This is a genomic window from Tersicoccus mangrovi (genome assembly GCF_036881825.1).
In the GTDB taxonomy this organism is placed as follows: domain Bacteria; phylum Actinomycetota; class Actinomycetes; order Actinomycetales; family Micrococcaceae; genus Tersicoccus; species Tersicoccus mangrovi.
This window is the reverse complement of record NZ_JBAJMW010000006.1, coordinates 161,749-178,141: the sequence shown is the minus strand read 5'-3', so window position 1 is coordinate 178,141 and position 16,393 is coordinate 161,749. Positions and strand designations below refer to the sequence as shown.

The window sequence follows — 16,393 nt, the reverse complement described above, 5'->3', positions numbered from 1 at the left end:
TTCTTCGTGAAGACCATGCTCCAGCTCCTGGACCCGGCCCAGTTCCGCGCCCGCGCGCTCGGCCGCGTCCCCTCCGAGACCGGCCGCCGCCGCGACGCCGGCTTCGGGTTCATCGAGACGATCGCCACCATGGCGATCGTGGCGATCCTGTCCCTGGCCGCGTTCCCGCAGTTCGGCAAGTACTTCGAGCGGGCCGCCGTGCAGAACCTCTCCCAGGAGGTCTCCAACGCCGCCCAGGCCACCATCTCGGACAACTCGCTGACCGGCTCCGCCGTGTTCAACGGCCCCCAGGTGCTGGCGTCGGCATGCGGCATCAAGAAGGACACCGGCACCTCCTTCGCGACGTCGGCCAGCGGCAGCGACTTCTCGATCCAGGGCGTGAACAGTTCGGTGACGCACTACTCCGTCACGTACGACTCGAGCCAGGGCGGCGTCAAGGTCGCCGCCCTGGCTCAGGGGGACCCCCACCCGTCCGGGTCCTGCCCGACGTCCTGATCGACCCGGTGGGGGCCGGACCAGCCCCGGCCCCCACCACCCCGAAACCCCACCCCTGGAAGGAGACCACCAGCATGGACGAGACCACCGCCACCGTCGCCCGCACCGCCGGCGACATGGGCACCGCCTTGCTGATGGCCCTGCCCTGCCAGAACCAGCTCATCGACCGGTCCGGCACCACCCTCGGTGACCTGGACGGCTTCCGCGCCGGCGCGGCCGTCACCTTCACCCCCGCCACGGGCGACTGATGCTCGCCGCGATCGCCACCGCGCTTCACCGGCGTGTGCGCGCCGCCCGCGACCGCGGGTTCGTGCTCATCGACGCGCTCATCGCCCTGGGCGTCATGGGCGCCGTCGCTGCCGGGTTCGCCGTCTCGGCCACCAACTCCCAGCTCATCCAACGGGCCTCCGTCAACGCCTCCCAGGCCACCCAGCTCGCCCAGGGCGTCATCGAGACCGCCCGGTCCACCCCATGGGCGAAACTGGGCACCAACACCGCCCCCGCCACCGGCATGCTCACCGGCGCCCAGTCCGCGATCACCGGCAGCGGCTACGCGCTGGTTCCCACCACGACCACCCAGATGCGCGGCACCCCGGTGACCGTCCAGACCGCGGTCGGCTGGGCCTCCACCCCCACCGCCGGGGCCGCCACCTCCGGGTTCGGCACCAAGATCGTCATCGTCAAGGTCACCTGGAACGACCGCACCGGCGACGGGCAGGCCCACACCCACCTCGAGACCGCCACCGTCACCCCCGGCATCGGCGAGGTCGCCCCCTCCAAGGTGCGCCTGAACGACGGCACCCTCGTGCCCAACGTCCCCGACGCGCCCACCATCGCCGGGGCCCTCGTCTCCGGACCCGGAGTGCAGGTCACCTGGTCCTCGATGCCCACCGCCACCTCCTACCGGCTGGCCTACAGCATCAACGGCGGGGACTGGCAGCTGCAGTCCACCGTCGGCACCACCCTGACCGTCAACGCACCCCCGCAGGCGAGCATCAGCATCCACGTCAACGCGATCAACGCCGTCGGCGCCTCCGAGGACTCCAACACGGTGACCATGACGATGCCGGCCGTACCGGCCACCCCCACCGTCACCGGCACGCTCACCGACGCGACCCACGCCACGTTCACCTGGCCCGCCATCGCCGGGGCCGACGCCTACACCGTGGAGTCCTCCGTCGACTCCGGGGCCTTCACCACCGCCGCCGCCCGGCAGCAGGCCACCACCATCACCCTGTCCGGCAACCCCGGCCAGACCCTCAACGCCCGGGTGCGCACCATCGCCGGGGTCATGACCTCCCCGAACTCGAACACCGCCTCCGTGGCCCTGCCCCTGGTCGCCGCCCCCACCGTCACCGGCACCGGGGCCGCGTGGAGCCAGAACGCCACCTTCACCTGGAACACCATCTCCGGGGCCACCGGCTACCTGGTCGAGAAGCAGGTCGGCACCACCGCCTGGACCACCGCCGCGGCCAACCAGACCGGCACCAGCATCTCCGTCACCGGGGCCTGGAACCAGCCGCTCGCCGTGCGCGTCAAGGCCCTGCAGGGCCCCGCCGCCTCCGACTACTCCAACACCGCCACCGTCAGCATCGGCGCTCAGCCCGCCGTCCCCTCCTCCACCCAGATCGGCTCCGGCTGGCAGACCTACCGGGTCCAGGGCGCCGGGGACTTCGACGGGGACGGGCGCGATGACGTGCTCGGCAACGACTCCACCGACAAGGGCCTGTACCTGTACACCCGCAACTCCGCCGGCTGGAAGAGCACCCATGTGCAGATCGGCTCCGGCTGGTCCACCACGAACCTGCCCCAGCTCATCGGCGGGGCCGACTGGAACAAGGACGGCAAGCAGGACGTCGCCGTCGTCGACAGCACCGGCGCCCTGCTGAACTACCCCGGCACCGGGACCATCGCCTCCAGCGGCACCTTCGGCACCGCCGTCACCATGGGCAACAGCGGGTGGGGCGCCTACACCCAGGTCCTTTACCCCGGGGACCTGAACAAGGACGGCAACCCCGACCTGCTGGCCATCAACAGTGCCGGGGACCTGTTCTTCTACGCCGGCGACGGCAAGAACGGCTTCGCCCCGGGGATCAAGGTCGGCCCCGGCTGGAACAACTTCACCTACGTCGTCCCGATCAAGGACCTGGACGGGGACGGGAAGATGGACCTGCTCGGCGTCAAGTCCACCGGCGAGCTGTTCTTCTACCAGGGCAAGGGCACTGGGGGCACCTTCGCCTCTGCGGTGCAGGTGCCCCGCACCACCCTCAACGGCGCCAGCCGGTGGTACGGGCTCGGCGACCTGGACGGGGACGGGATCCCCGACCTGTCCGAGATCAACAATCAGTCCTCCAGCGCCGACTACGGGAAGCTGTTCCTGTGGGACGGGGCGACCATCCGGAAGGCGCTGCAGCAGGGATGATCCATACGCTCACCGCCCGCGTGCGCACCGTCCTCCAGGACGCGGTGGCCCGCGGGCGCCGGGACCGCGGCTTCGCCCTCGTCTCGGCCATGCTGGTCGCCCTGCTGCTCTCCGGCGCCATCTTCTTGATGACCGCCACCGCCGGCCGGGCCACCGTCACCGCCACCGCCACGAGCAACTTCACGATCAGCGGCCAGCTCGCCGACGTCGCCGTCCAGGACGCCACCTACCAGGTCAACGAGGGCAACCTCGCCGCCCTGCCCACCAGCCCCGGCACCGCGCGTGTGGCCGCCACCGACAAGGACGGGGACGGGGTCAAGGACTGGTCCTGGTGGGTGGACGCGCCCACCACGGTCGCCGGGCGGATGCAGACCGTCATCCACGCCGAGGGCCACTACCGGGGCACCACCCGGCGGGCCACCGCCAAGGCCCAGTCCCTGATCGTCGGCGGGTTCACCGCCACCTCCGGGCAGCAGATCACCTACGAACTCTCCCCGTACAGCGCATTCGGGCACACCGTCCTGGCCCGCGACACCACCCTGACCGACGGCATCAACGTCGACACCACCTCCGGGCAGCCCTTCCTCAGCGGCAACATCGGGGTCCTAGGCACCGCACCCACCATCACCACCAGCACCGGCGCCACGGTGAACAACCCGATCACCTACATGCTGTACGGGGCGAACACCGCCAGCCTGCCCCTCACCCCCGCCACCCGGGTCCCGGCCGGCCTGCAGCTGGACGCGAAGTTCGTCACCGAGAACGCCGACTGGTGCTCGGGCAAGTACGGGACCGTGGACAACGGCGAGACGTGGGTCGCCTCCAAGCACGGCGGGATCCTGGTCGCCAACGGCAACGCCGGCTGCTACAAGTCGATGGTCTTCGACGTGCCCACCACCATCTCCGGCTCCGGGGCGTTCAACGCCTTCGTCACCGGCACGGTCACCATCTCGGCCTCCATCAGCGCCAGCACCGACCCGGTCTCCCCGTCGGGACTGAACATCTACGCCGGCGGCAACCAGGTCTCCTTCAACCTGGCCGCAGCCACCGAGTCCACGGTCACCGTGCAGAACACCTTCATCTACGCCCCCACCGCCGCCTGCACCACCGACACCGGCACCTCCGGGGTGCACCGCTCGAGCACGGTCGGCTTCGACTTCACCGGTTCCCTGGCCTGCGCGAGCGTCAACGTCGCCGGCAAGCTCACCGGCACCACCCCGGTCGGGGCCCTGGGCGGGGACAACGACTCGGTCACCGCCGCGCAGGGCGGCACCGTCCTGGACCAGAACACGTACAACGCCCGCGTCTGGTACCTCGTGGACTACGACCAGCCCTCCGGTTCGCGCGACGGCTGACCGCCCGTTCGGGTGCTCGTCGTGGACGGGACGTGGTGCCGCACACATGGGAGGTAGATAGCCCGACCCGACACAGGCTGGGTGTTCCCGATGAAGCCGCTGATCAGCGATGATATGACGGCGACTCGCGGGCCACCGACTGGGGGCGGTCGGCGGTCACCGACGAGAAAGCGAACACGATCATGAACCGGTCTCACCCGAAGGCGGCCCGCGCCCTGCTGGCCGCCGCCCTGACTCTGACCCTGTCCATCGGCACGGTCTCCACCGCGGTCGCCGCCCCGGCAGCCCCGGCTGGCACGCTCACCTCCACGGCGAGCACCTTCACCCGCACCACCGCGACGACGGCCACGACGGTCACGGCTGCCGGCCCGATCACCGGCCCGTCCGCTGCCTACAAGCAGCAGGTCACCGACATCTTCAACGGCATCAACAACTTCCGCGCCTCCAAGGGGCTGCCCAAGCTCAAGCTCGGTGCCGCCGCCGGCGCGGTCGCCCAGGACGGCATCGTGGCCGCCTCGCAGATGGCGGTCCCGGATCACAACAAGGGTTTCGGCACGGACCCGCGGGTGGCGGACCAGATCAGCGGTGGCGCGGAGAACCTGGCCGGGTGGCAGACCACCAGCGGCCAGGACGCCGTCAACGGGTGGATCGGCTCCCCGGATCACAACCTGAACATGTCCGGCCCGTCCTACAACGTCGTCGGCATCGGCTACATGACCGACGACCCGGCCTTCTCCTCCCTGGCGATGGCCGACTTCTACACGTACGCGAACCTGCCCACCAACGTCTTCGACACCCCGGATGACTACTTCGCCTACCTGGCCAAGCCGGAACTGACCGCCGGGACGGTCGCGATCACCGGCAAGCCGCAGCAGCGTCTGGCCCTGACGGCGACCACCTCCGGGTTCACCACTCCTGGCACCACCCTGGCCTACCAGTGGTACCGGAACCGGACCCCGAGCACCGGGGCCACAGCCGCCTCCTACACTCTCAGCGACGCCGACGTGGCCCAGACCGTCCAGGTCCGGGTCGTCGCGACCGCGCCGGGCTACCGGCCCCTGGACACGAACGTCGCCGGCCCGCAGATCTGGTCCGGCCAGCCCAGTGCGACCGGGTGGAGCATCATCACCGGCAACCCGCAGGCCGGGGAGACTCTGCAGGCGGCGCAGGTGCAGTGGTCCCCGACCGAGACGGTCGTGACCTACCAGTGGCTGCGTGACGGTGTGGACATTCTTGGCGCAACCGGCACATCCCTGCTGCTGACCACCGCAGATGTCGGCCACGCCATGAGCGTGCGCCAGACCGGCACCTACTTCGACCTGACCAAGTCCTACGTCTCCAGCCCCACGATGCCGGTCACCGACCCGGCCGTGGTCAGCCACACCACCGAGCCGACCATCACCGGTCAGCTGGTCGTGGGCAAGACCCTCACCGTCAACCCCGGCACCTGGGAGACCGGCACCACCTTCACCTACCAGTGGCGGCGCGACCGCACCCCGATCGACGGGGCAACCGGAACGACCTACACCCTGACCGACGCTGACCTGAACACCCGGATCTACGTGGACGTCACCGCGACGAAGGATCAGAAGCTGCCGTCCACCGTCTCCGCCTTCTCCGGCGGATACGTCACCCCGGTCCCGATGACCTGGACGACGCGGACCCCGACGATCGGTGGCACCCTGACCGGGGTCGGCTACCTGCGGGTCGACGGCGGGACCTGGCCGGCCGGGGTGGGCCTGGACTACCAGTGGTACCGGGACGGGGTGAAGGTCGGTCCCTCCACCACCCAGCCGGTCTACCTGACCACCAGCACCGACATGGGCCACCGGTTCATGGTCGCCGTCACCGCCTCCGACGGCTACACCAGCGTCACCCGCCAGTCCGCGGCCACCGCCCCGCTCGGCCCGGTCGCCGCACCGGCCCCCACCCCGGCACCGGCACCGGCACCGTCGGGTCCGACCCTGCGCCTCGGTGACGTGATCGCCGTGGATCCGGCCGGGGTGCTGTGGAACTACCACAACCAGATCGGGTCGCGCACCCGCGTCGGCACCGGCTGGCAGGGCGCGACCACGGTCGTGGACACCGACTGGAACGCCGACGGCGTGCCCGACATCCTCGCCCAGTGGAACACCGGGGAGATCCGCCTCTACCGGGGTGTGCGCACCGGAGGGTTCACCATGAGCGTGATCGGGCGGGGATGGCAGTCCATGACCATCGCCGTGGGCAAGATGGTCCGTGGCGCGTCCCGGCCCGAGATCATCGCCCGCTCCACCAGCGGGGCCCTCTACCGGTACGGCAACCCCTCTGGCGGGTTCATGGCCCCTGGGGTGAAGATCGGCTCGGGCTGGCAGGGCCTGACGTTCATCATCACCGACTGGGCCAACGACGGGACCCCCGACCTGCTGGTGCGCAACGGTCGTGGCCAGCTACTGGTCTACCGCACCGACGGGCGCGGCCGCTTCCTGAGCCAGTACCGGCCGATCGTGGGCTACGGGTGGGGCGGCTACGCCTACTACGCGCACACCCTCAACGGGCGCAACGTCGTCCTCGGCGTCGACCCGGCCGGCGGCCAGTGGGCCTACCCCCTGCACACCGGTGGCGGTTTCGACACCCGCACCTGGATCGGCAGCGGCTGGCGCTCCTACAAGATCGGCTGACACGCTGCCCTCACCGCACCGTCCCGCTGGCCGGTCACCCACCCCGGGTGGCCGGCCAGCGGCGTCCCACGGGCCTGCGGGCACGGCGCTGCGCGGTCGCTGAGGGTGGGTGGAGTGGTGGTCTGAGCCGGTGCCGGACGGCCGTCTCCGGCGGGGATCGGGCTCCTTCTCACCCCTCCCATGTGTGCGGCACCACCGGCGTCCACGCCCCGGATCGGGGGCCTGCCGGGTGTCTACGCATGTCCCCGGGTGGAAGTGCTCGAGCGCCCTGATGTGCGTGACGGGCGACCGCCGTACACAGGGGAGGTGTGAACATCATGAGTCTGCTCGAGCTCCTGCTCAGCCGTCTGGGCCGCCGCCGCGACCGCGGCTTCGGCATGGTCAGCACCATCGTCGGCATCGCCCTGGGTGCCATCATCGTCGGCGGCATGGCCGCCCTCTACTTCACCGCCAACCAGAGCCAGGCCAAGTCCGCCGCGCTCGAGGCGTCCAACACGTCCATCACCCAGACGATCGACCGTGTCTCCCAGAACGTGCAGGTCGCCTCCACGATCCTGGTGGCCGCACCCAACCAGCTGGTCACCGCCAGCACCGACCCGACCACCAAGGAGCGGGTGTACACGCGGTGGGTGCGGGAGAACACCGCCCTCTACCAGTCGATCTGGCGATCCGCCCCGGCCGACTACCCGTACGGGAACGACACGGCCTGGCCGGCGACCAGCCAGACCGGAGACCGTCCCGGCCCCGGCGGCGGCACCCAGTCGGTGCGGACTTCGGTGCGCGACGTCTCGGCCGACGTCACCGCGGTGTTCGCCTACTTCGACCGGGACGGCAAGCCGATCAGCGCCTCCCCCGCGCTGAGCGCGAAGGCTGGCACTACCACGGCCATCCGCCGCATCGACGTGCACCTGAAGACCGACCTTCTCGCCAACGGCAACGCCGAGCACCAGACCGCCATCGCCGTGCGCAACGCCACCGGCGGGGTCTCCGACGGCGCGGCCGCCGCGGCCGTGTGCCCGCAGAGCGCATTGGACGCGCACTCCACCGGCGCGCCCGCCCTGCGGTGGAACACCGTCTCCGGCTCCACCACCTACCTCATCTACCGCAACTCCGGGCTGGTGGCCACCGTGACCACTGACCCGTCCGCTCAGGTCGGTGCCTGGAAGGACACCAATCTGCAGACCACGGCCGGGCAGGCCGTCGCCTACACCGTCATCGCTAAGTACCCCAACGGGGCGAAGTCCGCCGGCTGCCGGCCCGTCATCTGGCGCGCCGAGATCGTCGCCCCCGACTGGACCACCGCCACCGTCACCACCGGCCCGCCCAGCGTCAAGGACCCCAACGTCCCCGGATCCAAGGACACCACTGGATGGGAGTCCACCGCCCTGACCGCCCCGCGCATCAACCTGGGATGGAACGCCGTTGACGGTGCCAGCGGCTACCAGGTCTTCTACCGCGAGGTCGACTTCTCCTCCGGCACGCCCCTGGGCACCGGCAACTTCACCGCCGCACCGGGCTACACTACCGGCACCAGCTACCAGTGGGACGGGGGCGGGTACGGGCACCGCTACGAGTGGTACATCCGCGCCACCGCACGCTCCGGTGAGTCCGCCGACTCCCTGCACGTGCACACCGCCACCCACCCGGCCACCCCGACCAACGTGCGCGTCAGCGCCCAGTACGGCACCGGTGCGACCCGCAACACCACCGGCCAGAACGTGCTCACGTGGGACGCCGTGCCGACGGCGTCCAGCTACCGGATCTGGCGCTACACGTCCGGCGTCAGCGGCTCGGTCGACGTGCTCAGTACCACCGCCTCGACCACCTTCACGGACGCGGCTGCGGGCTACGGCAGCACCTTCAGCTACTACGTGACCGCGATCAACGCCGGCCCGCGCGGGCTGCTGCCCGGCAGCACCAGCACCGACACCTCCAACCGGTCCAGCGCCAACCCCGAGGCCACCGCAGTCCCGGCCGCCTCCGTCGTCACGCAGCTGCAGTACCCGCCCATCCCGGCCATCACCCCGGTCAGCGCCGGCGGGTCCCAGGACAACGCGGACCGGTCCAACACGGTCCGGTGGTCCGCCGCGGCCTCGGCCACCGGGTACACCGTCCAGCGCCTGACCCCCACCACCAAGGTGCCCACCTGCCTGACCGGCACCTGCGCCGCCAGCGGCGGGACCACCGCCCTGTCCTACGTGGAGAAGACCGTCCCGGCCGGCTCCCAGCGGGACTACCGGGTCAAGGCGTACAACCGGACCGGGCCGAGCGTGGACTACTCCTCCTCCGCCCGCATCACCCAACGCCCCGCCACGCCGTCTCTGGTGCTGCAGACCGCCCCGAGCCTGACGGACGATCGCGCCGCCATGGCGATCACCGCCAACGGCGACACGGGCAACGACTCCTCCAACAGCTTCTGCACGAACGCCTCCTGCGCGTACGAGCTGCGCACCACGACGAAGTCGATCGGCCAGCAGTACCAGGCCACCGGGTCGAAGGTGACCTGGTCCGGGGTTCTCAGCGCTCAGGGCCAGACCACGGGCTACACCGCCCGATCGCAGAACGACGCCATCACCAACGGGGGCTGGTCCGACACCGACAGCGTCGACGTCAACACCTACCCCGGCACCCCCAGTGTCGTCGTCCACCGCGGCGACGTGAACAACCACGCCTCCCGGCGCATGAACCTGACCTGGCAGAACGTCGACGGCACCCCGCAGGACACCACCCAGCAGACCAAGCAGTACGGCTACACCACCGTCACCTGGTCCGGGGCCACCGGCGCCGCCAGCGTCACCGCGCGCCGCTCCGTGCCCGCCAACAACGAGGCCATCAGCACCGACACCACCGAGTACCTGCCCGCCACCCACGACCTGTCCACCACCAAGACCGGAGAGACCGGCTACGCCGACGACGTCGCCGCCCCCGGCATCGTCTACCACTACGACCTCACCGTCACCGGGCAGAACGGGCTCAAGCGCCCCGTCACCGGCGGCGACATCGCCACCCCCGCCGACTTCCCCCGCCACGGCGAGGTCATCGTCGTGTGCAGCGGCACCCGCACCCAGACCGACCCCAAGGTCGACGACCCGAACCAGCTCACCGGCGGCGGCCTGCAGAACTGGGACAACCAGCCCCAGTACGGGGTGCGCAACGGCTCCACCGTGCTCGGCATCGCCAACACCAAGACCTCCTCCACCCCGGTGCCCAACAACCGCGAACAGTCCCAGGGCACCTCCCCCGGGATCTGGCGCAACCAGGGCGGAACCGCCTACTTCTACGGCAACTCCAACGGGTTCCGCATCGCCGGCAAGGGCTCCGGGTCCATCCCGGACTCGATGTCTGTGGACTTCTACACCACCCAGCTCGCCCAGTACCCCGACTGCAACCCGGCACCGCAGGGAGCCACCTGGTTCAACATGGTCGAACCGGCCATGGCCTGCTACGGGTACGTGCCCGGCATGACCTGCGACAACCTCAACCCCGACCAGCGCCCGATGTGGTACACGGGCAAGGACCCCAGGAAGTGATGAGCACTCTCGCCATGCGGCCGCGGCGCCGCACCCTCCTCATCGTCGGCGCTGTCGTCGCGGTTGCGGTCGGTGCGGCCGCCGTCGTGGCCCTGCTGATCGGGGCCGGCATCAAGAACGCCGCGCCCTCCCGCATCCCGGACCTCATCCCCGCCAGCTCGGACACCGCGGTCCTCACCCCTGCCGGCAAGGACTGGTGGACCAAGGTCGCCGGCATGTACACCGCCGACCGCGCCCTCGTACTGGCCGCCCCGCCCGCGGACCTGAAGCTCGTCGGGCTGGGCTACTCCCACGGGCCCGACCCGGTCAAGCGCAACATCACCGGCACCGGGGCGCTGCGGCAGGTCTACCTCGAGGCGCCCGACGCCCAGTCCGCCGTCCAGGTCGGCGAATGGGCCAAGAGCATCGCCGTCAAGAGCGACCGGGTCAGCGTCGAGGGCACCGTCGTCACCATCTCGCCCCTGTGGGTCGACAAGCCCGTCCACCCCACCCAGCCGCTCAGCCAGGTCCCCGGGTACCGCAGCCGCGACGGCAAGGACGCCACCATGTGGCGCAACCCCGGCCAGGACGCCGCCACCGCCGTCACGGACCGCACCGCGGTTGCCGCCACGTTCACCCGCTCCGCCTTCGGCTTCAAGGACGGCACCACCTGGAACGGGACCAGCACCGACGGCGGAACCTGGACCGGGCACTTCGCCACCGGCGGGGTCGACAAGACCAAGATCGACCTGAGCCTGGCCAGCTACCGGATCGCCTCCACCGAGAAGACCATCGCCACCGTCGGCGGCACGACCCTGAAGGGGGCCCAGACCACCAGCACGGCACGGATCTTCGACCCCGGCATGGACGTGCTGCTCAACCGGTCTTGGGTGGCCACCGGCTCCCAGAGCATCGGGGCCAACCCCGGCGGGCTGGTCGCCAACATCCCCTCCGTGAACCAGCCCCTGGTCTCGGCGAAGATCAACCAGTTCGACTGGGAGATGGCCAAGGACTCCAACACCGGGTCCGCGACGTGGCTGGCCTCCCAGTCCATCTCCGCGAACGAGCACGACATGACCGTCGGGCTCACCTTCACCGACCCGAACGCGTCGTGAGAGAGCGCCGGCGCCGCACACATGCGAAGTGCTGCGCCCGCGGTCCCCTCGGCGTGCCCGCCTGAGCACACTGCAGCACCCCTGACCCCCGTCCGCCACCGAACCGAAGGTCTCACCTTGGACACCACCACCAGCACCACGACCACCCAGGACGTGCTCGACCAGGTCCGCGACGAGGTCAACGCCTCCCTCGGCCGACTCCAGGACGCCGTCACCGCCAGCATCACCGCGCTGCAGGACGCCCAGAACGCCAACACCGACCTGCAGGCCCAGCTGGACACCGCCCTGGGCCGGATCACCGAGCTCGAATCGGCTGAGGCCACCATCGCCGACCTGCGCGCCACCGTCACCGAGCTCGAACAGGGCCGGGTCGCCGACCAGGCCCGCAACGCCGAGCTCGCCGACACCAACACCGAGCTGGAAACCCAGCTCGCGGCCCTCACCGCCGAGCGGGACGCCGCCCGCGTCGCCGCCGAGCAGTCCGTGCGGGACGACGCGTCCGACCTGAAGGAGCGGCTCGAGCAGATGAGCGCCCAGCTGAGCACCGCCGTCGAGCAGACCCGTGCGGCCGCCCGCACCGAGGCCCGCGTCGACTCCGCCCGCATCCTGGACGCGATCGCCGTGGACCACCCGGACCTGCCGCTGGCCCGGGCCGTCGATCTCGCCCAGACCGCCCTCGGCGTCAGCGCCGACCAGCTTCCCACCGGTCAGCAGAGCGCGGACCAGCAGGGCGGCACCGGCGAGGTGCAGAATCCGTTCGCCGACCTCGATGACCTGCCCGGCATCGACGCGTTCCTCGAGCCCGACGCCGGCCCGCTGGAGGAGCAGCCGGCCGTCCCGTTCACCCACCCGCAGGACTCCGACCCCTTCGACCCGGTCATCCTCGACATGAGCGGCCTCACCTTCGACGACGGGTCGAAGGTGGACGGCAACGACGACCCCCAGGTCGAGGACCCGTTCGCTCCGACGATGACCACGCCGGCGGCTGCCTGAGACCCAGCCTGCCACCAACGGGGAAGGCCCCGCCCGGATCCCGGGCGGGGCCTTCTTCTCGTCTGCGGGGTCTGTTCAGGACGCCTTGGCCAGGCGCTGCAGGTGGGCGGACTGGGCCGCGGCCAGGGCCGCACCCTTGAGCGGGTGTCCGTTCTCGTCCAGCCCCGAGTCGCCCATCATGGCGGCCATCGGGTCGCCCATCTTCTCGCGCCGCGCCGCGGTCTGCTCGCGCTCGTCGCGGGCGGCGTTGATGTCCAGGGTCGGCAGATGCCGCTCGATCTCGGCCGACGTCGGAGCCGCGCTTTCGCGCTCCGCCACCCCGAGCCGCCGCAGGGCGCGCTGGTAGTCGTCGGTGGTGGCGAAGTAGGACTTGTAGACGGCCGGGGAGACCGCCTCCAACGCGGCGACGCCGACGCCCTTGGCCCGCTTGCCGCCGGCCTTGACGTTCTCAGGCACGCCGAGCACCGCGGTCTCGTCGGCGAAGATTTGCGATCGGGCCGCCCGGGACGGGTTCACCCCCTGGAGGATCTTGTGCCCGATCAGGGTCCGCAGTCCCGGGTCGACGCCCGTGTTGGCGTTGGTGGCCTGGGTGGAGATGACCATCCGGACGCCGACGAACCGCAGCTCGGCGATGATCTTGCGCATGTAGGACTGGATCATCGCCCGCGCGAGGTTGCGCTCGGCGATCTCCATGAAGAGCGGGTGATCCTTCGGGATGCCCTTGGGCACCGGGTCGGGAACCACGAGGGCGGAGACCTCGTCGATGATGACCAGGATCGGCTGGAACCGCTTGCCGGCAGGCATGTCCAGCCAGTTGTTGATCCCCAGCTCCTTGAGGTGCCTCGCCCGCCGTGCTCCCTCTTCCCGGATCAGGCCCAGGGTCGCAACGCCGGCTTCGAGGGAGTCGCAGCCCCATCCGCCGGCGCGGCAGAACGGCTTTGCCCACTGGAAGTCGATGGCCTTGGAGACATCGTCGACGATTGCGAGGGCCGACCCGTTGGACAGAGCATCAGCGATGATCGCACTGAGTGCCACGGTCTTTCCCGACCCTGGCGTCCCCGCCAGAAGGCACCACGCAGAGGCGGTCCAATCGAGGCTGATCTCCTCACCGAGCTCCTCACCCGGGGCCGGGAGCGTCATCCCGAAGGGGGTCCTGTCCAGATGGCCCTTGCCGAGGCGACCGAGCGGGAACGGGATGCCCTCCGGGAAGGTGGGCGGGTCCGAGGGGATCAGGGACGCGCGCAGAGCCTTGGCGTCGGCCTTGACGTACCAGCCGTCGCGGCCCACCACGGTGGTGGCGACGTCCTCGAGCTTCGACTCGTGCTTGGAGGGCTGGTAGGTGCGGGGCAGCTCCAGGTCGAAGCCACCGTCGCGGCGGGAGGACACCTGCACATCCCAGGGCTTGACGCCGAGCGCGACGGCGACCGCGCCGCGGCACCGGGCCTCGTCATCGGTGAGCTTGGTGAGCACGGCCTTGCCCAGGAACGGTTCGAACCGGGTCATCTCCCAGCCGTCGCCGTGCTGGTCGGCGAGCTTGGCGGCCTGCTTCTCCCCGTCGGAGGGCTTCACGCTCTTGGGCAGCCGCACCTCCTTGGTCTTGGTGCTCTTGCTGTCGCGCACGGACAGGACGGCGGCGTGCCGGGTGACGACCGCGGCCCAGCCGGGGGTTCCGTCCTCGAGCACGGTCTCCTCGTAGGACTCCAGCTCGAAGCCTTCCCCGTATGTCTCGGTGGCCTTGACGAGCACGGACCGCTCCGCCTTCGTGCCGTGAACAGACGGGTCGAACCCGGCGGGCAGTTTGATCCGTGCACGCTCGGTGCTGGACGGCATGGGTGGCTCCTCGGTCAGCGTGGTGTTCTGACCGGGGACATGCGTAGAGGCCAGGCAGGCGGCTGACCTGACCGCGGGGCACCCCGAAGGAGTTCGCCGACCTGAACGTGTTCCTCAACGACCAGTCACTGGCCGGGCAGGTCGCACCGGTCGCCGAGGAGGCCCTCCGGCCGGAGGCTTGAGCGTCCTGATGCTGCTCTCTCCGGCACCCGTCAGTCCCAGTCGCCGTTCTCGTCGGCGCGGTCGGCGCAGTTGCCGCACAGCCCGTCGTAGCCCTCGCCGTCGTCGTTGAGCTCACCGCACTCGGTGCACACCTTGTCCTGGCAGGACCAGCACAGTGGCTCGTCGGTGATGTCGACCTCCTCGTGGCACCGGTCGCACAGGCCCTTGCCGCCGTCGTCGCCGAGGGCTTCGCTCTCCATGGCGGGCAGCTCGATGGCCGATTCGGTGTGCGTGGGGGTGGCGAAGCGTCCGTTGGCCTCGCGAAGCTGCGTGCTCATGCCCACCATGTGTGCGGCACCAGCCCGGGTTGACGACCGCCGCCGATCAGGGGCCGGTGGGCACCCTGGGCAGCCAGTCGGGCGCGGCCGTGTCCAGGGCGGTGCGGCGCTGCTCGGTGAGGGTCCCGGCGCGGGCGACACCGCGCACTCCCATCAGCCAGACCGCCAGGACCCGCTCCACGCCTGGGTCGCCGTAGCGGGTGGGTAGCCGGTGGTGTTCGGCGACGAAGGCGGCCAGCTGGTCGACCCGCTCCGCGAAGTGCCCGTCCTTGGGTGCGCCCAAGGCGGGGCGCTGCCACCGGCCCAGCTGGTCCAGGGCGGCCCTCCGGTCAGCGGTCAGGGTGCCGTCCCGGTCGGCGGCGCGCTGCCGGCGGATCCAACCCGCGATCGTGCGCTCCAGATCGGTGTGGCCGTGCTCGCGTGGCTGGTGGCCGGTCGTAGCGAGCCACCACCGGTACTCGGCCAGCTTCTGATCGAACCCGTACCGCTGAGCGTGTGTGGCCGGGGCCGGGTGCAGGTGCCGTTTCAGGCGGCGCACCGGCAGGGTCGGGTCGCGGCGGACACGGCGGTCGATGACCTGCTGGACGTCCCAGCGCCCCACCCCACACAGGGCGGCGATTTCGGCCGACTCGAGCCCGGCCATCCACATCTGCACCCACTCACCGATGCTGCGGTGCGGGTGGGTGCAGCCGAACTCGGCGCAATCCGGGTCCGCGATGACGCGTGGGGGTGGGCGTAGTCCCACGTTCAGGCTCATGCGCTCTCTGGGAAGCCCGCGTGAGGGGTGGTCGCTACCGTGCGCTCTTGGCGAGCCGGAGGATGGCGGGGTCGGTGTCCTTCTTCAGGATCTTCGTGTTTACGGCGACGATGGCGCGGGCGGCAGCGATCGCCTCACCCCGGCTCACCGGGTCGCGGCCACTGGCCCGCATCGCGTCCTTGTTGGTGCTGCTGCCGGAGCGCAGCGAGGTGCTCTTCGCCATGGTTCCCTCCTGGTGCACAGGCTACTCCTCCTCGTCCGGGCTGTCCTGGGCGTCCGCCGCCCAGTTCGAGACGCTGATCGTGGCGACGCGCGCGATCAGGCGACCATCGGCCTCGTCGGTGAGCTCTCCATCCTCGACAAGGGCCGTGAGTGTCGTCAAGGCGATTTCCCGGCTCAGGCTGTCCCCACTGTGCATCAAGTCGAAAGCCCACTGGGCGCGCTTCCAGGTCTCCTGTTTACGGGCGGCCGCGGCGTCCCGGTCGGTCTTGCGGCGGGTCTCGATCGCCTGACGCCGAGCGCCCCGGTAGGCGATCCAGGCAGCCCCCACGGCGGCCAGACCGCCGACCAGCGCGGCAGCACCGGCGAAGCCGGGGGTCTGTGCCCAGGGGATCAGCCAGGAGCCGACCCACGGCCAGAACGGGGCCGGCAGCACGGCCATGACCGCGGCGACGGCGACCGCCACGAGACTGAGCACGACCAGCAGCGACAGGGCGCGCCCGAGAATCCGGGCCGCCTCCTCGTGCTCGTCCATGCC

The 16,393-nt window shown here is 70.7% G+C and carries 13 protein-coding genes; 8 read left to right on the top strand and 5 right to left on the bottom strand.

The genetic code is table 11. The features are described from left to right. The first annotated feature begins 15 nt into the window (after positions 1 to 15). The 8 genes from V6N00_RS13445 to V6N00_RS13410 all read left to right on the top strand — a co-directional run bounded on the left by V6N00_RS13445 (position 16) and on the right by V6N00_RS13410 (position 12,549). The gene (locus tag V6N00_RS13445) at positions 16 to 495 is read left to right on the top strand and encodes a type II secretion system protein (protein ID WP_334233161.1); all 480 of its coding nucleotides are present in this window, start codon (positions 16 to 18) and stop codon (positions 493 to 495) included. A gap of 74 nt (positions 496 to 569) precedes the next feature. After that, positions 570 to 743 carry a hypothetical protein gene (locus V6N00_RS13440; RefSeq protein WP_334232961.1) on the top strand — a complete coding sequence of 58 codons (174 nt, stop codon included), beginning with the start codon at positions 570 to 572 and terminating at the stop codon, positions 741 to 743. Then, complete coding sequence (locus V6N00_RS13435) at positions 743 to 2,917, top strand: FG-GAP-like repeat-containing protein (protein WP_334232959.1); 2,175 nt, start codon at positions 743 to 745, stop codon at positions 2,915 to 2,917. Before V6N00_RS13440 ends, V6N00_RS13435 begins: the two co-directional genes overlap by 1 nt. Then, the gene (locus V6N00_RS13430; RefSeq protein ID WP_334232957.1) at positions 2,914 to 4,272 is read left to right on the top strand and encodes a hypothetical protein; all 1,359 of its coding nucleotides are present in this window, start codon (positions 2,914 to 2,916) and stop codon (positions 4,270 to 4,272) included. The genes V6N00_RS13435 and V6N00_RS13430 overlap by 4 nt, the downstream gene beginning before the upstream one ends. A gap of 182 nt (positions 4,273 to 4,454) precedes the next feature. After that, the gene (locus tag V6N00_RS13425) at positions 4,455 to 6,932 is read left to right on the top strand and encodes a CAP domain-containing protein (RefSeq protein WP_334232955.1); all 2,478 of its coding nucleotides are present in this window, start codon (positions 4,455 to 4,457) and stop codon (positions 6,930 to 6,932) included. Between the two features lie 317 nt (positions 6,933 to 7,249). After that, positions 7,250 to 10,462, top strand: a complete 3,213-nt coding sequence (locus V6N00_RS13420) for a hypothetical protein (protein ID WP_334232953.1) — start codon at positions 7,250 to 7,252, stop codon at positions 10,460 to 10,462. Beyond that, positions 10,462 to 11,556, top strand: coding sequence for a hypothetical protein (locus V6N00_RS13415; protein ID WP_334232951.1), 1,095 nt, complete (start codon positions 10,462 to 10,464; stop codon positions 11,554 to 11,556). Before V6N00_RS13420 ends, V6N00_RS13415 begins: the two co-directional genes overlap by 1 nt. Before the next feature lie 117 nt (positions 11,557 to 11,673). Beyond that, entirely contained in the window at positions 11,674 to 12,549 is an 876-nt protein-coding gene (locus V6N00_RS13410) for a hypothetical protein (RefSeq protein WP_334232949.1), read from the top strand. A gap of 75 nt (positions 12,550 to 12,624) precedes the next feature. On the opposite strand, the gene V6N00_RS13405 is transcribed toward V6N00_RS13410, so the two are convergent. From V6N00_RS13405 to V6N00_RS13385, 5 genes are all read right to left on the bottom strand, one after another. After that, positions 12,625 to 14,379: a P-loop NTPase family protein gene (locus tag V6N00_RS13405; protein ID WP_334232948.1), complete on the bottom strand. Its 1,755-nt coding sequence runs from the start codon at positions 14,377 to 14,379 to the stop codon at positions 12,625 to 12,627. A 212-nt stretch (positions 14,380 to 14,591) separates the two neighbouring features. Then, entirely contained in the window at positions 14,592 to 14,879 is a 288-nt protein-coding gene (locus V6N00_RS13400; RefSeq protein WP_334232946.1) for a hypothetical protein, read from the bottom strand. A 46-nt stretch (positions 14,880 to 14,925) separates the two neighbouring features. Then, the gene (locus V6N00_RS13395) at positions 14,926 to 15,636 is read right to left on the bottom strand and encodes a helicase associated domain-containing protein (protein ID WP_334232943.1); all 711 of its coding nucleotides are present in this window, start codon (positions 15,634 to 15,636) and stop codon (positions 14,926 to 14,928) included. 34 nt (positions 15,637 to 15,670) lie between these two features. Continuing rightward, a complete protein-coding gene (locus V6N00_RS13390; protein ID WP_334232942.1) occupies positions 15,671 to 15,859 on the bottom strand; it encodes a hypothetical protein in 189 nt (62 codons plus the stop codon). A gap of 21 nt (positions 15,860 to 15,880) precedes the next feature. Continuing rightward, a complete protein-coding gene (locus V6N00_RS13385; protein ID WP_334232941.1) occupies positions 15,881 to 16,390 on the bottom strand; it encodes a hypothetical protein in 510 nt (169 codons plus the stop codon). Between the last annotated feature and the right edge of the window lie 3 nt (positions 16,391 to 16,393).